Here is a 21,632-nt window from a genome sequence, read left to right on the forward strand (position 1 = left end):
CGACAAGCTCAGCGCGAACGGCGGTGTGGGCACGAACAGATCGACAACGCCATTCGGACACCATGACAAGACCCAACATCATCTTCATCGTCGCCGACGACCTCGGCTATGCCGACCTCGGCTGCTACGGCGGCCGCGAGGCCGTCTTCGGCCCGGTCTCGCCGGTGCTCGACGGCCTGGCCGCCAACGGCCTCAAGCTCACGCAGGGCTACGCGAATTCGCCCGTGTGCTCGCCCACGCGCTTCGCGATGATCACCGCGCGCTACCAGTACCGGCTGCGCGGCGCGGCCGAGGAGCCGATCAACAGCAAGAGCCGCGGCAGCAGCACGCTGGGCCTGCCGGTCGACCATCCCACCCTGCCCTCGCTGCTCAAGGCCAGCGGCTACCGCACCGCGCTGATCGGCAAGTGGCACCTCGGCTATCCGCCGAGCTTCGGCCCGCTGCGCTCGGGCTACGAGGAGTTCTTCGGCCCGATGTCGGGCGGCGTCGACTACTTCACCCACTGCGACTCCAGCGGCCGCCACGACCTCTGGTACGGCGAGGAGGACAAGCAGGAAGAGGGCTACCTCACCGACATCCTCTCGAAGCGCGCCGTCGACTTCGTCGAGCGCATGGCGCAACAGCCTTCGCAAGAGGCCAAGCCCTTCTTCCTGAGCCTGCACTACACCGCGCCGCACTGGCCGTGGGAAACGCGCGACGATGCCGACAAGGCGCCGCTGGTGAAGGACAACCTGTTCGACCTCGCGGGCGGCAACATCCACGTCTACCGCCGCATGATCCATCACATGGACGAGGGCATCGGCTGGATCATGGCCGCGCTCGAGAAGCACGGCATGGCCGACAACACGCTGGTGGTGTTCACCAGCGACAACGGCGGCGAGCGCTTCTCCGACAACTGGCCGCTGGTCGGCGGCAAGATGGACCTGACCGAAGGCGGCATCCGCGTGCCATGGATCGCCCACTGGCCCGCCGTCATCGCGCCCGGCGGCGAGAGCGCCCAACACTGCCTGACCATGGACTGGTCGGCCACCATGCTCGATGCGGCCGGCGTGCAGGCCGACCCGGCCTATCCGCTCGACGGCGTCTCGCTGATGCCGGTGCTGAAAGATGCGAAGCACGGCTTCCGCCGCCCGCTGCACTGGCGCATGAACCACCGCGGCCAGCAGGCGCTGCGCGACGGCGACTGGAAGTACCTGAAGGTCGACGGCAACGAGTACCTGTTCAACATCCCCGCGGACGAGCGCGAGCGCGCCAACCGCGCCAAGCAGGAGCCCGAACGGCTCGCCGCGATGCGCGAGGACTGGCTCGCCTGGAACGCGACCATGCCGCCGATTCCGGAGGATGCGACGGTGAGCCTGGGGTATTCGGTGAAGGACATGCCGCAGCGTTGAGTTGCCGCGCGATGGGCCTGGCGGGACTAGAGCTTCTCGGCCAGCGCCTTCGACTGCGCCTCGAACTTGGCCGGGTTCGAGGCCTTCAGCTTCACGAGGTTCTGCAGCTTCCACTGGATCGCCGGCATCTCTGAAAGATGCGGCACATCGAGCCGCTCCCAATCGGGAGCGGCATCGGCCAGGCTCAGGAGGAAGGCCCGCTCGTCCGCATCGAGGCCCTGCTGGAGCGTGGCGATCATTCGGTCGCGCGCGGCAAGCAGTGCATCCAGTTCCACGGGCTCGGTGGTCATGCCCACGAAGTTGCTTTCGAACGCCTGGCGCACGTCGCGCAGCGGCGGAAACAGGACCTCGTCGATCGGCCTGTTGTGGCTCGCCAGATAGACCACGAATGCACGCCGGATGCCATCGGTGATGCCACCGTGCGCCAGCAGTTGCATGACGTCGAAGAGATCGCGTGGATGCTGGCGATCCATGGCCGCGACCAGCTTGCCGCCATAGACGTCCTCGAGCGATACGACAGGGATGTCCAGCTCGGCCTGCAGCACTTCCTGCGCCCTGGCACTCAGCCCCGCGAGGGCAACGGGCCGCACGGTTCCGCGCATCACGTAGTTGACCTCGACCTTGACCTCGATGCCATCGCGCTTCACCAGGAGCTTGCTCTCACCCGCGTCGGGCGCGCCTGCGAGACGGGTCTGGAACCCTCTGCGCCCGAGCGTGGCGGCGGCCTTGCCGAGCGACGCCTTGATCCTGTCGAGCGCCGCGCCGCGCGACAGCGTGTGGTCGGGCAGGACGAGGTCCAGGTCGACCGACAGCCGCGGCATGTCGCGCACGAAGAGATTGATGGCCGTGCCACCCTTGAGCGCGAAGGTGTCGTCTTCGAAGACCAGGGGCGCGACCTGCGTCAGCAGGCGCGCGGTCCGCAGGTAGATCTCGTTCACGACTTCAGGACCAGCAGGCCCTCGCGGGTCTGGCCGACCCAGGGTCGGTCGCCACCGGTCGGCAGCTTGGCCGGGTCGAGCTTCTTCGCCCACGGCAGCGACAGCTCGCGTCCGAGCTGAAGGCACAGGCGCACCGTCTTCACGCTGGTGCACTGGCGCAGCAGCTCCGCGAGCACCGAGGAGCGCAGGCCGTAGGCGCCCTCCGCCAACTCGCGCGCCTCCGCCAGCGGCTGGCGCACGCCCACCTCGCTCAGCAGCTCGAGGAACGCGCGCTCGGGCGCCGACACGTTCGGCGCATCGGCACGGCCTTCGAAGGGGCCCGCGTGCCGCATGCCGGTGACGTCGCTGCTGAAGAGATGCTTGCGGTGGTAGTCGGCCGCGAAGACCCGGGTGAACCAGTCCGGCAGGCTGGCCGACTCGAGGCCGTAGAGATGGAGCATCGGTGCCTGCGAAACGTAGTGGCGCACCCCGTGCCAGTCGAGCGCCGATTTGCCGCCCACGTGCAGGCCGGGAATCTGGCGCTGGAGCAGCAGCAGGCTCGGATCGCGCTGCAAGGGCGTGTCGGGGCGGCAGTACACGCCGCGCGCCAGCCGTACCAGCCATCCCGAGCGCACGTAGTGGACCGCCAGGTCGCCAGAGATACCCTCGCGCGCCAGGTCCTCCGTCGTGACGGGGGTTCCGCCCGGCAGCCGGCTCAGCAAAGAATTTAGCTTTGATCGATTTATCGTAGCCATACTACGATTATTCAGACAATCCCAAGCTCCAACAAGGGTCTTTTGTCTGATTTATCGTAGTTTGACTACGATTTCACGGAAAAATCGAAATCATCCGATCACGTCGCCTCGGATTCCAGGGTCGTCCTGGACGTCCCCAGGCTCCACAACCGCAGCGCCACATGGATCTCCAGCGCCCGGCTCGCGCTGCCCCAGTGCCCCAGCAGTTCCTCCACGCTCGCGAGCCGCTGCCGCACGGTGTTCACATGGATGCCCATGCGCGCCGCCGTGGTCTTCGCGTTCTGGTTGCAGTCGAAATAGGCCAGCAGGGTCGACGTGAGCTCCGCGCCGCGCTTCCTGTCGTGGCTGGTGAGCGCGCCGATGGTGGCGTCGAGGAAGGTGTTGAGGCTGCCCTGGTCGTGGGTCTCGAACAGCACCGAATAGAGCGCCATCTCGTTCTGCCCGACGATGGCGCCGCGCATGCCCAGGCGCCCCAGCACGGGCAGCGCGCGGCGCAGCGCGGCATAGAGCGCGGGCATCTCGGCCGGCGACTGCACGGGCCGCGACAGCACGCCACGGTAGGCATCGCCGAGCTCGCGCCGCGCGAAGGCGGTGACGGCCTCGAGCACGTCCTGCGCGCGGGTCGCGGCGCAGACGATGGCGAGGGCGCCGTCGACCTCGTCGAACACCTGCTCGGACATCGGCGTGCCGGCACGCAAACGCCGGGCCCAGAAGCCGGGCCGGGGCTCGGCCATCTCGACCACCATCAGCGAGATCGGCTGCGACAGGTCGAGCCCGAAGCGCTCGGCGCGGTCGCGCGTGAGCGCGGGCTCGTCCTGGCGCGGCGAGATCAGGGTGCGCAGCAGCGCCGCCACCTCGCGGCTCTTGCCGGCCTCCACGCGCTCCTGTGACAGCAGCACGATGCCGATGATGCTGGAGCTGCGCTCGAAGGTGCGAAGCGAGGTCTCGCGCAGGTCCTGGTGCCGGAACAGCAGCACGGCACCGAGCACCTCGTTGCCGCCGAGCACCGCGATGGCGCGGCACAGCTCGCCGTCGCGCTCGTAGGCCACCACCGAGCGGCCGGCCTGCCGGCTCTCGCGCAGCGCCTTCGCGAGCGCGGCGCTGTGTTCGTCGTTCGGCGCGTAGGCATCGGCGGCCGTGCCCTCGTAGCCCGGCGCCACCGCGCGGCCGATGACCTGGTGGGCCTCGTCGAGCACCAGCACCCCGCCGTTGAGCAATTGCGCGATCGACTCGCACAGCGCGCCCAGCGACGCGCCCTTGGCCAGCAGCGAGGTCAGCTGCTCGTGCGCCTCGGCCGCGCCCTGCACGTCGCGCACATGCCGCTCGAGTTCGCCGCGCGCCTCGTCGGCATGCGCGAGCGCGTCCTTGGCTTCCGCGAAAGCCTTGGCGTTCTCGATCGCGACCGCGGCATGCGCGGCCAGCGTGCAGAGGATCGACACGTTGAGCGCGGTGTGCGTGCGGTGGTAGCGGTCGGCCACGAACAGCAGGCCGATCACCTCGTCGTCGCGCATCAGCGGCGCGCCCACCAGCGCGGCCACGCCCTCGTCGCGAAAGATGTCGTCGAGCGTGGGGTCGTGCGCGAAGCGGTTGTCGTGCAGGTAGTCGGGCGTGAAGAAGGGCAGCCGCGTGCTCATCACGATGCCCGCGATGCCGAGGTTGCGGCCCACGGTCATGCGGCCGGTGCGGTCGGAGATCGCGCCGTCGGCCACCACCACCTGGAAGGCGCCGGTCGCGCTGTCGTAGACCGTGAGCCAGCACAGGTGCGAGCCCATCAGGTGGCGCGCACGCTTCACGATGGTCTTGAGCAGGCCCGTGAGGTCGAGCCGGCCCGAGAGGTCCTGCGCCGATTCGATCACGGCGAGCATGCCGCGCTCGCGCTGTTCGTGCAGCTCGAGCCGGTTGCGCAGCGCCATCGCCATGCGCACCAGCTCGACCAGGCTGGACTTGCGCCGCAGCGCATCGGGCAGGGCTTCCACGGCCGCGAGCCGGCCGGCGAATTCTTCCGCGGGCGCATTCCGGTGCAGCAGGCCGATCAGTTCGGCGGCGATCTCGTCGGCCGCCTGCTCGCTCGCATCGCGCGAGGAGCCCGCCGCGCGCGGTCGTTCGGTGGACAGGGATGACATAGGGCCGCGAAGGCTAGCAGAACGATGCGGCCATGCCCATGGGTCCGATCCCTCTCCCCTGGCGCCGCGATGGCGATCGCGAGCACCGCATCACATCGGGAGGGGGTGTCCAGTGTGCGCGACGCACATAGTTTTGAAGCGGTGCTTTCAAGACACTGCCCATGAAGCGAGAGCGCCATGGCGCCCGCATGGACACAACGAGACACCACAGGAACCCATGAGCATCATCGATTCACTGCGGCCCGCGCCTGGCCTGCGGGTGCTGATCAGCGCGGGCGCGTCCGGCATCGGCGCGGCCATCGCGCTGGCCTTTCGCGAGACCGGCGCGCGCGTGCATGTCTGCGACATCGACCGCCTCGCGCTCGACCGCATGGCGCGCGAGGCGCCCGAGATCACCTCGAGCATGGCCGACGCCTCGGTGCCCGAGGACGTGGCGCGCGTGTTCGACGACGTGGAGGGCGCGCTCGGCGGGCTCGACGTGCTCGTCAACAACGTCGGCATCGCCGGCCCCACCGGCGCGCTGCAGGACCTGCAGCGCGGCGACTGGGAGCGCACGGTGGCCGTCAACCTCAACAGCCAGTTCTATTTCGCGCAGCGCGCGATCCCGCTGCTCAAGCGCTCGCAGGCCAACCCGAGCCTGATCGCGATGAGCTCGGTCGCGGGCCGGCTCGGCTATCCGTTCCGCACGCCCTATGCATCGACCAAGTGGGCCATCGTCGGCCTCATGAAGTCGCTGGCCATCGAGCTCGGCCCGCATGGCGTGCGCGTCAACGCGATCCTGCCGGGCACGGTCGAGGGCGAGCGCATGAACAGCGTGATCGGCGCGCGCGCCGCCACCGCGGGCGTGTCGGTCGAGGCCATGCGCGCCGAGTACCTGCAGAAGATCTCGCTGCGCCGCATGGTCACGCTCGACGACGTGGCGGCGATGGCGCTGTTCCTCTGCTCGCCGGCGGCCCGCAACCTCACGGGCCAGGCGATCAGCGTCGACGGGAACATGGAATACCTCTGAACGCCGGCGAGCGGCCCACCCCTTTTTTTCAAGAAGCATGGAGACATCAATGCGCAGATCCGCCCCCTTCCCCCTCTCGTTCAACGCCGCCGCGTCGGCCCTGGCCTGCTCGCTGGCCCTGCTGTCGGCCGGCGCCTCCGCCGCGCCCGTGAAGATCGGCGTGCTCGAAACGCTGTCGGGCCCGCAGGCCTCGTCGGGCCAGGCCTATCGCACCGCCGTGCGCTTCGCCATCGACCAGATCAACGCGGCCGGTGGCTGGAACGGCGAGCCTGTGCAGCTGCTCGAGTACGACAACCAGGGCGGCCCCGCGGGCGCGGCCGACAAGCTCAAGGCGGCCGCGGCCGACGGCGTGCACCTGATCGTGCAGGGTGCCTCCTCGGCCATCGGCGGCCAGATCACCGAGGACGTGCGCAAGTACAACCTGCGCAATCCCGGCAAGGAGATGATCTACATCAACGTGGGCGCCGAGGCGCTGGAGCTCACGGGCGAGAAGTGCAACTTCCACCACTTCCGCTTCAGCGGCGATGCGCAGATCCGCACCAAGGCCCTGGTCAGCGCGATGAAGCAGGCCAACGCGCTCGGCACCCGCGTCTATTCGATCAACCAGAACTACTCCTGGGGCCAGGACATGGAGCGCGCCATCGTCGACAACGCATCGGCCGGCGGCTACCAGGTGGTGGAGAAGACCCTGCACGACGTCAACAAGGTGCAGGACTTCGCGCCCTACGTGGCGAAGATCAGCGCCGCCAAGGCCGACTCGGTGCTCACCGGCAACTGGTCGAACGACCTGCTGCTGCTGATGAAGGCCTCGAAGTCGGCCGGCCTCAAGGTGCGCTTCGGCACGGTCTTCCTCGACCAGCCCGGCAACATCGCGAACGCGGGCGATCTCGCGGTCGGCCATTTCGTGGCCCACACCTTCAACGCCGAGGCCGCCGGTGCCGAAGGCGAGCGCTTCGTCGCCGACTACAAGGCCAAGACCGGCCACGCGCCGGCCTTCATCGAGCCGCAGACCGTGTTCGGCATGGCGATGGTGGCCGATGCGCTCAAGCGCACCAAGCCCGAGAACGGCGCGCTCAACGTCAACGCGCTGGCCCGCGCGATCGAGACCGCGAAGATCAAGACCCCGATGGGCGAGATGAGCATGCGCGCGGCCGACCACCAGGTGCTGCTGCCGATGGTGGTGTCGACCGTGACCAAGGACGCGCGCTACAAGGCCGACGACACCGACATGGGCTTCAAGCCGGTGAAGCGCTTCACGGCCGAGGAAGCCTCGACGCCCGCGCAGTCGAGCTGCGCGATGAAGCGCCCGGGCTGAGCGCCCGCGCGCTCTTCTCCCCGGGGCCGCGCCGCGCGGCCCCGTTCCCCGAATCCCCTCCCCGGCGGGACGCGCGCGTCCCGCCGGCGCAGCCTCGGCTGCTCGCAAGGACACCCATGGACCAGCTCATCGTCTCGCTCATGAACGGCATCGTCTACGGACTGCTGCTGTTCATGGTGTCGGCCGGCCTCACGCTCATCTTCGGAATGATGGGCGTGCTCAATTTCGCGCATGCCTCGTTCTACATGCTGGGCGCCTACTTCGCCTACACGCTGCAGGGCACCATCGGCTTCTGGGCCGCGGTCATCGCCGCGCCGATCCTGGTCGGCCTGATCGGCGTGGTGGTCGAGCGCTTCTTCCTGCGCCGCGTGCACCACCACGGCCATGCGCACGAGCTGCTGCTGACCTTCGGCCTGTCGTTCATCATCGCCGAGACCATCAAGCTGTTCTTCGGCAACTTCCCGGTCGACTACCGCATCCCGCCCACGCTCGACGTGCCGGCCTTCGCCATCGGCGGCGCGCAGTACCCGGCCTATCGCCTGCTGATGGGCGGCATCGCGATCGCGATGTTCGTGGCCATCTACCTGCTGCTCACGCGCACCCGCGTCGGCATCGTGGTGCGCTCGGCGATCTACAAGCCGCGCATGGCCGAGGCGCTGGGCCACAACGTGCCGCTGGTGTTCATGGGCGTGTTCGGCGTCGGCGCCGGCCTCGCGGGCCTCGCGGGCGCGGTGGCCGGCGCCTTCTACACCACCAACCCCAACATGGCGCTCGAGCTCGGCGTGATGGTGTTCGTGGTGGTGGTGGTCGGCGGCCTCGGTTCGCTGGGCGGCGCGATGCTGGCCTCGCTGCTGATCGGCGTCATCACCTCGCTGGCCGTGGGCATCGACCGCAGCCTGGCCGACCTGTTCGCGCTGGTCGGCGCGGGCGACTGGGCGCGCGGCGTCGGCGGGCTGATGACGCTCAAGGTGTCGAGCCTGTCGGCCACCATTCCGTTCGCGCTGATGCTGCTGATCCTGCTGGTGCGGCCGAGTGGGCTGATGGGCGAGAAGAACTGAGCGGGAAGGCCGAAACGATGAAGACCACCCTCTCACTGCTGGCCGCCGGCGTCGCGCTGCTGCTGGCCCTGCCCTTCCTGCTGTCGCAGGGGCTGCTCAACGCGGCCATCCAGATGCTGATCGCCGCGCTGTTCGCGAGCGCCTACAACCTGCTGTGCGGCCAGGCCGGCATGCTGTCCTTCGGCCATGCGGCCTACTTCGGCGTCGGCGCCTTCGGCACGGTGCACGCGATGAACGCGCTCGGCGGTGCCGGCCTGCTGCCCACGCCGCTGATGCCGCTGGCCGGCGCCGTCTGCGGCCTGGCCATCGGCGGCATCGCGGGCTGGTTCGCCACCCAGCGCAGCGGCACCTACTTCGCGATGATCACGCTGGCCATCGCCGAGCTGATCCATTCGCTGGCGCCGCACCTCAAGGGCCTGTTCGGCGGCGAGGCCGGCGTGTCGACCATGCGCATGCCGGCCTGGGGCTTCGGCTTCGGCTCGACCACCGAGGTCTACTACCTCACGCTGGGCTGGGTGCTGCTGTCGCTCGCGCTGCTCTACCTCTACACCCGCACGCCGCTGGGCCGGCTGACCTGCGGCCTGCGCGAGAACAGCCACCGGCTGCGCTTCCTCGGCTACAACGTGCACGGCCTCGGCGTGCTGGTGTTCGCGGTCTCGGCCATGTTCTCGGGCATCGCGGGCGGGCTGCAGGTGGTGTCGAACGAATCGGCGAACTACGTGGTGTTCGATCCCGCGCTGTCGGCCGCGGTGGTGCTCAACACCTACATCGGCGGCGTGCAGGTGTTCCTCGGCCCGGCCCTGGGCGCCGCGCTCATGACCTTCTTCGGCTACGCCGTGTCGGACCTCACGCGCTCGTGGCTGCTCTACCAGGGCATCCTGTTCGTGCTGGTGATGATGTTCATGCCGGCCGGCCTCGCGGGCCTGGTGGGCACCACCGCGCGGCTGCGCCAGCGCTTCGGCCTGGCCCGGCTGCTGCCGGTGATGGCGCTGTCGGTGGCCGCGGCGCTGCTGCTGAGCTTCGGCGGCGCCTTCGCGATCGAGATGCTGCAGCGCGCCTTCTCGCAGGACTACCGCTCGCTCGCCAACCTGCAACCGGGTGGCGGCTGGCCGCCGATCCAGTTCCTGGGCCGCGCCTGGCTGCCGCTGTCGTTCGCGACCTGGGCCGTGCCGCTCGCGCTGCTCGCCGTCGGCGGCCTGCTCGCGCGCTTCGCGCGGCAACGGCTGCGAACCCTGGCTCAACGTGAAGCCGACGCTCCCCTCGCGGCGCAGTCCGCGCCCCTCGCCAAGCGCACCGGAGGCGCCGCATGAACGACCCGATCCTGAGCATCCGCGGCCTGCGCAAGTCCTTCGGCCCCACCGAGATCATGCGCGGCGTCGACCTCGACCTGCTGGGGGCAGAGCGCCATGCGCTGATCGGCCCCAACGGCGCGGGCAAGTCCACGCTGTTCCACCTGATCTCGGGCCAGCTCGCGCCGACGGCCGGCAGCATCCACTTCGACGGCCAGTCGATCGCCGGGCGCACGCCGCAGGCCATCAACCGGCTCGGGCTCGCGCGCTCGTTCCAGATCACCAACATCTTTCCCAAGCTCACCGTGTTCGAGAACATCCGCCTCGCGGTCATGCGCCGCCATGGGCTGCAGTACGTCTTCTGGCGCTTCATCGACCGCGACCGCGCCATCCGCGAGGAGACCGAGCGGCTGCTCGAGCTGGTGCGCCTGAACGCGCGCGCCGCGACGATCGCGGGCGAGATGGCCTATTCGGAACAGCGCTCGCTCGAGATCGCGATGACGCTGGCCTCCGACCCCAAGGTGATCCTGCTCGACGAGCCGATGGCCGGCATGTCGACCGAGGAAACGCACTACACGGCCGAGCTGATCCGCGAGGTCACGAAGGGCCGCGCGCTGATGATCGTGGAGCACGACATGGACGTGGTGTTCTCGCTGAGCGACCGCATCAGCGTGCTGGTCTACGGCCAGGTGATCGCCACCGGCACGCCGCAGGAGATCCGCGCCAACGCCAGCGTCAAGGAAGCCTATCTCGGCGAGGAGGTGACGGCATGAGCACGACCGACACGCTGCTGAGCGTCCAGGACCTCCATGTCCACTACGGCAAGAGCCACGTGCTGCACGGCGTCGACCTGCGCGTGGGGCGCAACGAGGTCATCAGCCTGCTCGGGCGCAACGGCTCGGGCCGCTCCACCACCATGAAGGCCATCATGGGCCTGGTGCCGCCGTCCGCGGGCAGCATCCGGCTGCGCGAGCGCGAGCTGGCCGGCGCACGGCCCTATGCCGTGTGCCGTGCCGGCATCGGCTACGTGCCCGAGGAGCGCGAGGTGTTCGCCAACCTCACGGTCGACGAGAACCTGCGCATGGGCGAGCAGCGCGCCGTGCCCGGCGCGCACCGCTGGACCGTCGAGCAGATGTTCGACTACTTCCCGCGCCTCAAGGAACGCCGCAACACCAAGGCCGGCAGCATGTCGGGCGGCGAGCAGCAGATGCTGACCATGTGCCGCTCGCTGCTGGGCAATCCGCTGCTGATGCTGATCGACGAACCCACCGAGGGCCTGGCGCCCAAGATCGTGGCGCAGGTCGGCGAATGCATCGTCGACATGCACCGCAAGGGGCTGTCGGTGGTGCTGGTCGAGCAGAAGCTCGCGATCGCGCTCAAGGTCTCGACCCGGGTCTGCGTGATGGGCCACGGCCGCATCGTGTTCGAGGGCACGCCGCAGGCGCTCAAGGCCGACCAGCAACTCGTCTCGGAGTGGCTCGCGGTCTGACGCGGCGCCACCCACCTTTTCTTTCTTCAGCGACACATCCCATGGCAAGCACCCAAGACAAGGTCATCATCTCCTGCGCGGTCACCGGCTCGGTCCATACGCCGAGCATGTCCGAGCACCTGCCGCTCACGCCCGACCAGATCGCCGAGCAGGCGATAGCAGCGGCCGAGGCCGGCGCGGCGATCCTCCACCTGCATGCGCGCGATCCGGTCGATGGCCGCCCCTCGGCCGACCCCAAGGTCTTCGACCAGTTCGTGCCGCGCATCAAGGCCGCCACCGACGCGGTGATCAACATCACCACCGGCGGCAGCACGCGCATGACGCTGGCCGAGCGGCTGGCCTACCCGCTGCAGGCCAAGCCCGAGATGTGCTCGCTCAACATGGGCTCGATGAACTTCTCGATCCACACGGCGGCGCGGCGCATCGCCGAATGGAAGCACGACTGGGAGCAGCCCTATGTCGAGGGCATGGAGGACCTGATCTTCCGCAACACCTTCCGCGACATCAAGCACATCCTGCAGGTGCTCGGCGAGGACTGCGGCACGCGCTTCGAGTTCGAGTGCTACGACGTCGGCCATCTCTACAACCTCGCGCACTTCGTCGACGAGGGCCTCGTCAAGGGCCCGCTGTTCATCCAGAGCATCTACGGCATCCTCGGCGGCCTCGGGCCCGATCCCGAGAACCTCGTGACCATGCGCGCCACGGCCGACCGGCTGTTCGGCCGCGACGGCTACCGCTTCTCGATCCTCGGCGCGGGCCGGCACCAGATGCCGCTGCTCACCATGGGCGCGGTGATGGGTGGCAACGTGCGCGTGGGCCTCGAGGACAGCCTCTACATCGCCCGCGGACAGCTCGCGAAGTCCTGCGCCGAGCAGGTGCGCAAGATCCGCCGGATCCTCGAGGAGCTCTCGCTCGAGATCGCAAGCCCCGACGAGGCGCGCGCCATGCTGGGCCTCAAGGGCAAGGACGCAGTGGCGTTCTAAGCCCCGCTCCCCTTTTTTCTTCATTCATCGGGAACAGCAATGAACAAGACACTGGACGGCCGCGTGGCCATCGTCACCGGCGCGGGCAGCGGCCTGGGCCGCGCCCATGCGCTGGCGCTCGCGCGCCACGGTGCGCGCGTGGTGGTCAACGACGTGGCCGGCGCGCACGAAGGATCGCCGGGCCGCGCCGTGGCCGACGAGATCGTGCGCGCGGGCGGCAGCGCCATCGCGGACGGCGGCGACGTCACCGACTTCGCGGCCATGGAAGCGATGGCCGCGTGCGCCGTCGCCGAATGGGGCCGCATCGACATCCTCGTCAACAACGCCGGCGTGCTGCGCGACAGGAGCTTCTCGAAGATGACGCTCGAGGACTTCCGCCGCGTGATGGACGTGCACCTCATGGGCAGCGTGCACGCCGTGAAGGCCGTGTGGGAGACCATGCGCGCGCAGCGCTACGGCCGCATCGTGATGACCACCTCCTCCTCGGGCCTGTACGGCAACTTCGGCCAGTCGAACTACAGCGCGGCCAAGATGGCGCTGGTCGGGCTGATGCAGACCCTCGCGCTCGAGGGCGAGCGGCAGGACATCCGCGTGAACTGCCTCGCGCCCACCGCCGCCACCGCCATGACCGAGGGCGTGCTGCCGCCCGAGGCGCTGGCGCGGCTGCAGCCCGACTACGTGAGCCCCGGGCTGGTCGCGCTGGTGGGCGAGGACGCGCCCACGCGCACCATCCTGCTCGCGGGCGCGGGCAGCTTCGAGAGCGCCAACCTCACGATGACGCGCGGCATCTTCATCGACGGCAGCGACTACACCGCGGCCGAGGTCACGGCGCGCATGGACGAGATCCGCGACCGCACCGACGAGCGCGTGCCGGGCACGGGTTTCGAGCAGTACCAGTGGGAGCTCTCGAAGGCCGGTTTCGAGGTGCCGCTGCCGCACTGAAGGCCGCCGCTCAGGGTTTACGCGGCATGGGCCGCGCACACAGGAACGTCGCCTGCGGTGTCCGGCCCGCACATTGGATTCGGGACCCGCGCGCGCGAGACTGTGCCGCGTCCCAACACCAACGACATCGGAGACCCATGACATCCAGCCATCGCGACATCGTCCTGGCCGTCGCCGCCTGCATCGCCGTCAGCGCCACGCTCGTGGGCTGCGGCGGCGGAGGCGGTGGCGGCAACGGCTTCCTGCTGCCCATCGCGGGCAGCCAGCCGCCCTCCCCTCCACCGCCACCACCGCCGCCCCCGCCACCCGCGCCCCCGCCCTCGAGCGCCGCGCTGAGCTGCGAGCAGTTGCCTGGTTTGAGCGTGCCGGCCGCGGCCATCGGCCTGCCGACCTCGGGCGCAACCGTCACGGCCACCAAGACCGTGCCGGCCGCCGGCACCGGCGTGGCCGCGCTGCCCGAGTACTGCGAGGTGTCGGGCAAGATCTCGCCGGTCGACGCCAGCGCACCCGACATCCGCTTCACCGTGGCCCTGCCCACGAGCTGGAACCGCAAGGTCGTGATGTTCGGCGGCGGCGGCTTCAACGGCAGCATTCCCAGCGTCAAGGGCAACGTGCCCAACGGCCCGGTCGACCAGCCCGTGCCGCTGGCCCGCGGCTATGCCACCTTCGCGAGCGACTCTGGCCACCAGGCCAATGCGCTCGGCTCGCAGGACGGCCGCTTCGGCCTCAACGACGAGGCCGTGCGCAACTTCGGCGGCGATGCGCTCAAGAAGACGCACGACGCCGCGCTCGCGATCGTCCAGGCACGCTACGCGGCCAGCCCCGCCAAGTCGTACTTCGCGGGCGGCTCCACCGGCGGGCGCGAGGCCGTCACCGCCATCCAGCGCTGGCCCGCAGACTGGGACGGCGCCATCGCCTGGTACCCGGCCTGGAACGACGCCGCCGCGCTGCTCGGCGGCCACCGCATGAGCCGCGCGCTGGCGCAGCCCGGCGCCTATCCCAATGCCGCCAAGCGCGAGCTGCTCTACAACGCCGCCATGGAGACCTGCGACGCGCTCGACGGCGTGGCCGACGGCCTGATCAGCAACCAGACCCTGTGCAACGCGCGCTTCGATCCCACCACCGCCATGCTCAAGGGCGCGCCCGTGCGCTGCGCGGGCGGCGCCGACACCGGCAACAGCTGCCTGTCGGATGCGCAGATCGCGGCCATGAAGAGCATCAACACCGCGACCAACTTCCGCTTCGCGCTGGCCAGCGGCGAGACCCAGTACCCGGGCTACAACATCTGGGGCGCCGATCCCGGCATCAGCACCTGGACCTCGCCACTCGAGCCCACCGTGACCTTCCTGGCCTTCGGCAGCGCGCAGCCCACGCGGCCGATGCCGGCCAACGCGCCCTACATCAGCGTGCTGACCGACCAGTGGATCAAGTACTCGGTGGCGCGCGACGCGAGTTTCGATTCGCTCTCGCTCGACCCCGAGGACCCGGGCCCCTGGGCCAGCCGCATCAGCGCGCTGAGCACCCAGCTCGACGCCAGCACCGACATCTCGGCCTTCAAGGCGCGCGGCGGCAAGCTGCTGCTCGCCCACGGCCTGGCCGACGTGCTCGTGAGCACGCGCGCCACCGAGCAGTACTACCAGCGCCTGCAGTCGCGCTGGGGCCCGTCGGAGGTCGATGGCTTCGTGCGCTACTACGAGGTCGCGGGCCTGGGCCATGCGGTCAGCAGCGTGTTCAACGCGACCTGGGACTCGCTGACCGCGCTCGAGGGCTGGGTCGAGAAGGGCACCGCGCCGAGCAACCAGGTCACGACCGACACCGCCGGCGTGCCGGGGCGCACGCGGCCGCTGTGCGACTACCCGAAGTGGCCGCAGTACAAGGGGTCGGGGGACGTCAATCTGGCGGGGTCGTTCCAGTGCGTGAATTGAGGCGCTGAGACTCTCCAAAAGGAAATGGCCCGATGTCGGGCCATTTCTGCGTGGAAGCGGTGGTCGGCTTCAGTAGATGCTCATGATCGAGAACGCATACAGGTCGCCGCAAAGAACGCCCTGGCATTGCGCGGAAGCCGAGTAGATGACCTTCTGCACCGGCTCCGACGAACCCGGGCCCGTGACCCTGTCGGTCCCCGAGGCGTAGTTGTCGACGAAGAAAGCCCTGCCGCGGCTCGCGTTGTCCTTCAACTGGGCCAGGAATGCCGACGCATCGACGGGGCGATCGACGATCCAGTAGGTGAATTTCGGCGTCTGCGCCTTGTCCTTCACGTAGAAGGCCTTCGTCTCGCCGCTCTTCAGGAAGACGATGAAGTTGAGCCTGAATCCCTTGGCGCCCTGGGCATTCAGCTGCGCGATGAAGTCGGCGTCCTTTCCGGCCCCCGGCAACATCTCGTACTGGAAGACTCCGTTCCCGGCATTCTCATAGACGCTCTGGATGTTGAAACGGCCGTCCGGCAACGATGCGAAAAGCTTTTCCCCGATGTATCGACTGCCTTGCGCACCCTTCGCATTGAGCTGCGCCAGGAAGCCGTCCAGGCTCACCGGATCGTTGTTGGGGTCGGTATTGAAACTGTTCCTGCGCAAGCTCGTTTCCAGCGTGTAGCTGTACCAGGCACTCACCGCGCTGTTGCGCAGCAATGTTCCGTCGTTGAGCAGCCTGAAGCCATGGGCGCCCCTGGCATTGATCTGCGTGAGGTAGTCCGCCTGCGACAGCCCCACATCCAGGAATTCGTAGATGTACTTGTCGGTCGCCTTGGTGTCCTTCGACAGCACATGCCTCGGGTCGTTCTTGAAGTTGGGCGAGGTGACCCAGCGGAATCCCTTGCCTCCTTCCGCATTCAGCGCAGCGAGCAGCTTCACCGGATCGAATTCGTTGGTCAGCAGCTCGAAGTCCAGCGACAGGGCGGGCAGGACGGGATCCTGCGGCACCGGGTCCGGATTGGCTGCAGGCGGCGGCGTGCTCGGCGTGATCGCAATGGGCGCGATCGGGAAACCGCCGCCGCCTCCACCACCGCCGCCGCCGCCACATGCGGTCAGCGTGGCGAGCAGCGCGATGCCGAGCGCGCTATATGTGTTGTTCCTCATCCTCTTCTCCTCTTGGTTTGTTTTGCGACCTGCCTTACTTGAACCGCGCCGCGAAGATGGGCCCGCTGCTGCGGGACGGTTCAGGCTCCGTCCAGGTCGCCGCAATGGAGCCATCCGCCTGCACATCCAGCAAGGCGCCGGCCGCTGCCGCGGCCCCCGCGGCGCCCACGCGAACGGGGGTGCGCCATCCTTCACCGGCCACGTAGCGCCGGGCGAACGTGCCCTCGTCTGCTCCGCCATTGCCCGATTTGTAGGCGCTCCACAGCACCATCAAGTTGCCGTTGCGGTCCGCCACTAGGCTGGGAATCCGATTCTGGAGATAGTTGCCATTCGCCGTAATGACGGTCGAGCCCGTCTCCCAGCCCGCGCCCGGGATGTACCGGCGATAGACGAGGTCGCTACGGTAGTTGGCAACGTCTTGCTTCTCCCAGATGGCATGGAAGTTCCCAGCGCCATCGACTGCCAGCACCTGATTCATGGCATTGCTCGCATCGTCGTTTTCGAGCAGGGCCGGCGCGCTCCAATTGCCGCCCGGCGTTGCAAGAGCGCTCCACCACAGGTCGAAGCGATACGACGTACCCGAGAAAACAAAGGTGTTCCACAGCGCCATCACCCGACCCGAGCCCGACACGGCGAGCCTCGGGGCGTACGGCTCACCCAGGCGAGCGGCGCCCAGCGACACCGCGGGCTGCCAGCCGCTGCCCGCCTGATAGCGCGCGACCCAGACCGGTGCGTCACTGGATCGCTGTACCCACAGCACGTAGGCGTTGCCCGCGGCATCCACGGCCACCTGCGGCTGATCGGCCTGGTCGTAGGTACCGATATTGGCCGAGCTGCCCAGACGGACCGGCGCCTGCCAACCGCCGGCCGGCGTGAAGCGGGAGCCCCAGATATCCGAATTGCCGTTCTGCGCTTCGCGCTTGCTCCAGACGGCAAAGGCATTGCCGTCGGCGTCGAGCGCGAGCGACGCGGCGGAAGTCGGGCTGACCGTACGGTCCAGGCGTGTCGGTGCTTGCCAGCCGGTCCCCTTGACGAAGCGCGACGACCACACTTCAGTGCCCGTGTTGTCCAACTGCAGCCAGATGACCAGGCCATTGCCTTGGCGGTCCAAGCGGATCTGCGGGACCAGGGCCTGGTATTTTCCTGGCGTGCTCAACCGGCTGGCGGCACCCCAATCACCGCTCGCGCTCTGCGCCGCGGCGCGAATCTGGAACACGCCGTCAACCAGGCTCGCCCAGACGGCAATCATGTTTCCTTGGTCGTCCAGCGCCCCGACGACATTGCCCGGGTTGTCCATCGCGGACTCGATCTGGTGCGGGGCTTCCCAATTCCCATCGGCCGTGCGGAACGACCAGGACTTCTCCGCGGCCAGGCTGTTGCCCGCCAGATCCTTGAGGCCGGTCCCCGCCGTCACGGTGTAATTGGCCAGCAGATCCAGCGCCTTCGTCGGCGCGAAGGAAATCTTGTATTTCGCTGCGTCGTAATTCAACGAGCCCGGAACTGCAACCCCCATACGGGTCATGCGCAGATTGCTGTCGGTCACCGTCGTTGCGAGCAATGCTTCGCTCGAGGTGGCCGAGATCTCGGTGTTGCGAGGGACGTCGGTGCTGGTCGTGGGATTGAAGGCCACGACGCTCGGTGGCGTCGTGTCGGCCGCGGGAGCCGGCGCGGGTGCAGGTGCCGGGAATGGCGGGAAGGCCCCACCGCCGCCACTACCACCACCGCCGCAGGCTGAAAGCAATGTCGCCACGCAGGCGATGGCCAATGTCTTTTTCAACACGATCACTCCTCTTTTTAATTAGAAAAAAGCGCCTCCCTCTCCGGAGCGCGAGGAGATGTTAATCGTGCAACCCCATGCAATTAAACCGATGTGTGCGAGTCACGCAATTTTTCTTGGCCATTGCAAGACATGTGTTTGCAATAAGCAACCAAACGAGGTCGGTCGGCAACCCCGGTTTGACATCGCTCGACCAGCGACGTCTTTCAATTGGCGGCTCAGCCCGGCCGCACGAAGCGCTCGCGCGCCGCTTCCACCTCAGCGTGGCAGGCACAGCCCTCGAGGTGGTCGTTGACCAGCCCCATCGCCTGCATGAACGCATAGAGCGTGGTCGGACCGACATAGGTCCAGCCGCGCCGCTTCAATTCCTTCGACATGCGTTCCGACGCCGGCGTGGTCGGGTTGGCGCGGTAGTAGGCGATGTCGACCACGGCCGGCCGGTCCTTCGGCGCGGGCTCGAAGCGCCAGAGCCAGGCGCCCAGCGAGCCCGCCTCGGCGATCAATTCCTTCGCCCGCTTCGCGTTGTTGATCGCCGAGACGATCTTCGCGCGGTTGCGCACGATGCCGGCATCGGCCATCAGCCGCTCGATGTCCTTCTCGCCGAAGCCCGCCACCTTGTCGATCTCGAAGTTGGCGAAGGCCGCGCGGAAGGCCTCGCGCTTGCGCAGGATGGTGATCCAGGCCATGCCCGACTGGAAGCCCTCGAGGCAGATCTTCTCGAACAGGGCGCGGTCGTCGCCGACCGGGCGGCCCCACTCGTTGGCGTGGTAGTCGGGCATCTGCGGGTGCCAGGCGCAATGGCGCTGGCCGTCGGCGGACTGGATCAGGCCGTCGTCGGCGGCGGGGGAGGCATCGGGTGCGAGGTCCATGGAGGGGGCATTCTCGCGAAGCGCGCTCGCGCGTGCCTCGCCGGTTTCGGTCCTTCTATTGGCGCCGACTTGCGCGCAACAGTTCGATCACGTCGCGTGACAGGTCGGCCGCGAGCCACAGCATGCGTTCGCGCTGGGTCTCGCCAGCCTCCTCGAACCAGCCGTTGCCCTTGCCATGGCAGCAGCTCAGCAGCGAATCGAGCTGGGTCAGCTTGGCATTGAAGAGGTCCCAGGCGTCGTCGGGGTCCATGCGCCTGAAGGGCTGGCTCGACGTTCGAGGGGGCGATGTGGGCGTGGGACGCCCGGCCATAATGCTTTTAGCCATTTGTTGTGCGTTCTTTCGAAAGTTGGGCACTTCACTTGGTTAGACGGCCGGGGTGTTTGCGCATCCCGGCCGTCGCCTTTTGTGCCTCTCGTTCGTGACGATGCGCGAAGCATCGGCACCCGCCGAGCGGCAAGGCGGTCATGTCGTCGGAGATCTCCTTTCGCGGGATTCGTCGGGCGCACGGGCGGGGTGCCGGGCCGACGGGGCATTCACTGTAGAGAAGCGAAGCCGCGAAAGAGAAAAGAATCTGTAGAGAAATTCTCGAAACGGCGAGGTATCTGCCGCGCGCTCCTGCGGGGACACAGAGCGATGACTTTCGGGCTCGCATCGGGGCCGCGCACGGGCAGATCGCCGACGGCGTGTTCGTGCTTCAAGGCCCGCGATGGCAACCTGCCGATGGTGGCGGGCGCACCGCCTGGATGAAACGGCCGGCTCGAGCGGCCGCCCTCCTCACTCGTTGCCGAACACCGGCTTGCGCTTCTCGATGAACGCCCGCACCGCCTCGCGGTGATCGCTCGTCATGTGCGCAATGGCCTGATACCCCGCCGACATCTCGAGCAGCGATTCGAGCGTGCTGCGCTCGCCCTCGCGCAGCAGCCGCTTGGTCATGCGCAGCACGCCGCCGGGGTTGGCGGCCACGCGCGCGGCGAGCTTGAGGCTCTCCTCCATCAGCCGCTCGTGCGGCACCACGCGCGAGACCAGGCCGCAGGCCAGCGCTTCCTGCGCGTCGAGGGCATCGCCGGTGAAGGCCATCTCCGAGGCCTTCGACATGCCGACCACGCGCGGCAGCAGCCAGGCGCCGCCGTCGCCCGGCACGATGCCCACCTTGACGAAGCTCTCGGCGAAGGTGGCCTTCTCGGAGGCGATGCGCATGTCGCACATGCAGCTGAGGTCGAGGCCGGCGCCGACCGCGGGACCGTTGACGGCGGCGATCACGGGCACGTCGAGGTTGTAGAGCGCCTTGGGCAGGCGCTGGATGCCGTTGCGGTACTCCTCGCGGATGACCTCGGGCGAGAGGCCCTCCTTCTCGTAGCGCTGCATGTCCTTGACGTTGCCGCCCGAGCTGAACACGGGGTCGGCGCCGGTCAGCACGACGACGCGGATGCCGCGGTCGCGCGTGACCTGCGCGCAGGCCTGCACGATCTCCTCGACCGCGCTGTTGCCGGTGAGCGCGTTGCGCGTCTGCGGCTGGCTCATGGTGAGCACGAGGATGGCGCCGTCGCGCTCGGATTGGAGGAAGCTGTCCATGGGGTGATGTCTCCGGAGTGAGGGCGGTCAGGCCGCGACGGGATCGGTGGCGGCGCGCAGCAGGTCGAGCGAGCGCTCGAAGCGGCCGTCGACGAGCAAGGTGCCGATGAGGTCGTGCCAGTGCGATTCGGCACCGGCCGCCTGGCGCCAGGCATGCAGGCGGCGCGTGTAGACCTGCAGGTCGAACTCGGCCGTGAAGCCGATGGCGCCGTGGATGGAGTGGCTCAACGCGGCGACCTCGAGCGCGGCCTCGCTGGTGCGTGCCTTGGCGACCGCCGCGCGCAGCGCATCGGGTGCGAGCGTTGGCGCATCGCCCGCGGTGCAGCCCATCTGCGCGGCCATGCGCGCGGCGAACACATGCTCGGCCATCACGCTGAGCTGGTGCTGGATCGCCTGGAACTTGCCGATGGCGCGGCCGAACTGCTGGCGCTCGTTGGCGTACTGCAGCGTGCGTTCGAACACGGCCGACAGCGCGCCCGCGAGCTGGGCCGCGAGCAGCCGTGCCTGATGCAGGCGCAGGGCCTCGCCGCCCTCGAAGGAAGGCGCGGCGGCGAGCGCATCGGCCGGCCAGCGCAGGCCGGCATCGAGCGGCGCGACGGCCGGCGTGGCCTCGGCCGCATCGACGGGCAGCAGCAGGCAGCGCGACGGCGCGCCTTCGACCTGCGCCAGCACCCAGTCGGCGACGCGGCCGAAGACCACGCGCTCGCAATGCAGCGCGCCATCGGCGTCGAGCGGGCCCGCGGCCAGCGCGATGCTGCCGCCGGGGCGCCGCACGCCGGCCTGCGCGAGCAGGGCGCGCGCGGTCATGGTCTCGGCCAGCGGCACGGGCACGGCGAAGCGGCCGCAGAGTTCGAGCAGCGCGAAGGCGTCGGCCAGCGTGAGGCCCGCGCCGTCGTCCACCGATTCGGGCAGCAGCGCATTGGCGAAGCCCGAGCCTTCGATCGCTTCCCACAGCGCGCCCGCCGGGCCGCCGGCCTCGATCTCGCGCACATGGCGCAGGGTGCAGCAGTCCTCGAGCAGCCCGCGCAGGGCGTCGGCGTAGATGTCTTCCATGCTTTGGTTCCTTAT

The 21,632-nt window shown here is 68.7% G+C and carries 19 protein-coding genes; 10 read left to right on the plus strand and 9 right to left on the minus strand.

Annotated features, from left to right (window positions below):
- The first annotated feature begins 62 nt into the window (after positions 1-62).
- A complete protein-coding gene (locus INQ48_21785) occupies positions 63-1,391 on the plus strand; it encodes a sulfatase-like hydrolase/transferase (GenBank protein ID QRF55989.1) in 1,329 nt (442 codons plus the stop codon).
- A 26-nt stretch (positions 1,392-1,417) separates the two neighbouring features.
- Here INQ48_21785 and INQ48_21790 read toward each other — a convergent pair whose 3' ends face one another.
- From INQ48_21790 to INQ48_21800, 3 genes are all read right to left on the minus strand, one after another.
- Entirely contained in the window at positions 1,418-2,329 is a 912-nt protein-coding gene (locus INQ48_21790; GenBank protein QRF55990.1) for a nucleotidyl transferase AbiEii/AbiGii toxin family protein, read from the minus strand.
- Positions 2,326-3,063, minus strand: coding sequence for a type IV toxin-antitoxin system AbiEi family antitoxin domain-containing protein (locus INQ48_21795; GenBank protein ID QRF55991.1), 738 nt, complete (start codon positions 3,061-3,063; stop codon positions 2,326-2,328). Before INQ48_21795 ends, INQ48_21790 begins: the two co-directional genes overlap by 4 nt.
- A gap of 98 nt (positions 3,064-3,161) precedes the next feature.
- Positions 3,162-5,186, minus strand: a complete 2,025-nt coding sequence (locus INQ48_21800; GenBank protein ID QRF55992.1) for a helix-turn-helix domain-containing protein — start codon at positions 5,184-5,186, stop codon at positions 3,162-3,164.
- Between the two features lie 217 nt (positions 5,187-5,403).
- On the opposite strand from INQ48_21800, the gene INQ48_21805 reads away from it, so the two are divergent.
- From INQ48_21805 to INQ48_21845, 9 genes are all read left to right on the plus strand, one after another.
- Entirely contained in the window at positions 5,404-6,195 is a 792-nt protein-coding gene (locus tag INQ48_21805; GenBank protein QRF55993.1) for an SDR family oxidoreductase, read from the plus strand.
- Between the two features lie 49 nt (positions 6,196-6,244).
- On the plus strand, positions 6,245-7,510 hold the full coding sequence (locus INQ48_21810; protein QRF55994.1) for a branched-chain amino acid ABC transporter substrate-binding protein: 1,266 nt from the start codon (positions 6,245-6,247) through the stop codon (positions 7,508-7,510).
- 116 nt (positions 7,511-7,626) lie between these two features.
- Complete coding sequence (locus INQ48_21815; GenBank protein ID QRF55995.1) at positions 7,627-8,568, plus strand: branched-chain amino acid ABC transporter permease; 942 nt, start codon at positions 7,627-7,629, stop codon at positions 8,566-8,568.
- A 17-nt stretch (positions 8,569-8,585) separates the two neighbouring features.
- On the plus strand, positions 8,586-9,878 hold the full coding sequence (locus INQ48_21820) for a branched-chain amino acid ABC transporter permease (GenBank protein ID QRF55996.1): 1,293 nt from the start codon (positions 8,586-8,588) through the stop codon (positions 9,876-9,878).
- The gene (locus tag INQ48_21825) at positions 9,875-10,630 is read left to right on the plus strand and encodes an ABC transporter ATP-binding protein (GenBank protein ID QRF55997.1); all 756 of its coding nucleotides are present in this window, start codon (positions 9,875-9,877) and stop codon (positions 10,628-10,630) included. The genes INQ48_21820 and INQ48_21825 overlap by 4 nt, the downstream gene beginning before the upstream one ends.
- The gene (locus INQ48_21830; GenBank protein QRF55998.1) at positions 10,627-11,346 is read left to right on the plus strand and encodes an ABC transporter ATP-binding protein; all 720 of its coding nucleotides are present in this window, start codon (positions 10,627-10,629) and stop codon (positions 11,344-11,346) included. Before INQ48_21825 ends, INQ48_21830 begins: the two co-directional genes overlap by 4 nt.
- A gap of 41 nt (positions 11,347-11,387) precedes the next feature.
- Positions 11,388-12,329: a 3-keto-5-aminohexanoate cleavage protein gene (locus INQ48_21835; GenBank protein ID QRF55999.1), complete on the plus strand. Its 942-nt coding sequence runs from the start codon at positions 11,388-11,390 to the stop codon at positions 12,327-12,329.
- Between the two features lie 39 nt (positions 12,330-12,368).
- Positions 12,369-13,271 carry an SDR family NAD(P)-dependent oxidoreductase gene (locus tag INQ48_21840; GenBank protein QRF56000.1) on the plus strand — a complete coding sequence of 301 codons (903 nt, stop codon included), beginning with the start codon at positions 12,369-12,371 and terminating at the stop codon, positions 13,269-13,271.
- A gap of 332 nt (positions 13,272-13,603) precedes the next feature.
- Positions 13,604-15,196, plus strand: a complete 1,593-nt coding sequence (locus tag INQ48_21845) for a tannase/feruloyl esterase family alpha/beta hydrolase (GenBank protein QRF60838.1) — start codon at positions 13,604-13,606, stop codon at positions 15,194-15,196.
- A gap of 69 nt (positions 15,197-15,265) precedes the next feature.
- Here INQ48_21845 and INQ48_21850 read toward each other — a convergent pair whose 3' ends face one another.
- The 6 genes from INQ48_21850 to INQ48_21875 all read right to left on the minus strand — a co-directional run bounded on the left by INQ48_21850 (position 15,266) and on the right by INQ48_21875 (position 21,617).
- A complete protein-coding gene (locus INQ48_21850) occupies positions 15,266-16,345 on the minus strand; it encodes a hypothetical protein (GenBank protein QRF56001.1) in 1,080 nt (359 codons plus the stop codon).
- A 34-nt stretch (positions 16,346-16,379) separates the two neighbouring features.
- Positions 16,380-18,122: an Ig-like domain-containing protein gene (locus tag INQ48_21855; protein ID QRF56002.1), complete on the minus strand. Its 1,743-nt coding sequence runs from the start codon at positions 18,120-18,122 to the stop codon at positions 16,380-16,382.
- 218 nt (positions 18,123-18,340) lie between these two features.
- Positions 18,341-18,991 carry a DNA-3-methyladenine glycosylase I gene (locus INQ48_21860; GenBank protein ID QRF56003.1) on the minus strand — a complete coding sequence of 217 codons (651 nt, stop codon included), beginning with the start codon at positions 18,989-18,991 and terminating at the stop codon, positions 18,341-18,343.
- 55 nt (positions 18,992-19,046) lie between these two features.
- Positions 19,047-19,316, minus strand: coding sequence for a hypothetical protein (locus INQ48_21865; protein QRF56004.1), 270 nt, complete (start codon positions 19,314-19,316; stop codon positions 19,047-19,049).
- Positions 19,317-19,766: 450 nt separating this feature from the next.
- Positions 19,767-20,564 carry a crotonase/enoyl-CoA hydratase family protein gene (locus tag INQ48_21870; GenBank protein ID QRF56005.1) on the minus strand — a complete coding sequence of 266 codons (798 nt, stop codon included), beginning with the start codon at positions 20,562-20,564 and terminating at the stop codon, positions 19,767-19,769.
- Positions 20,565-20,591: 27 nt separating this feature from the next.
- Complete coding sequence (locus INQ48_21875; protein ID QRF56006.1) at positions 20,592-21,617, minus strand: acyl-CoA dehydrogenase; 1,026 nt, start codon at positions 21,615-21,617, stop codon at positions 20,592-20,594.
- Positions 21,618-21,632 lie beyond the last annotated feature (15 nt).

It is taken from the genome of Variovorax paradoxus, assembly GCA_016806145.1.
In the GTDB taxonomy this organism is placed as follows: Bacteria; Pseudomonadota; Gammaproteobacteria; order Burkholderiales; family Burkholderiaceae_C; genus Variovorax.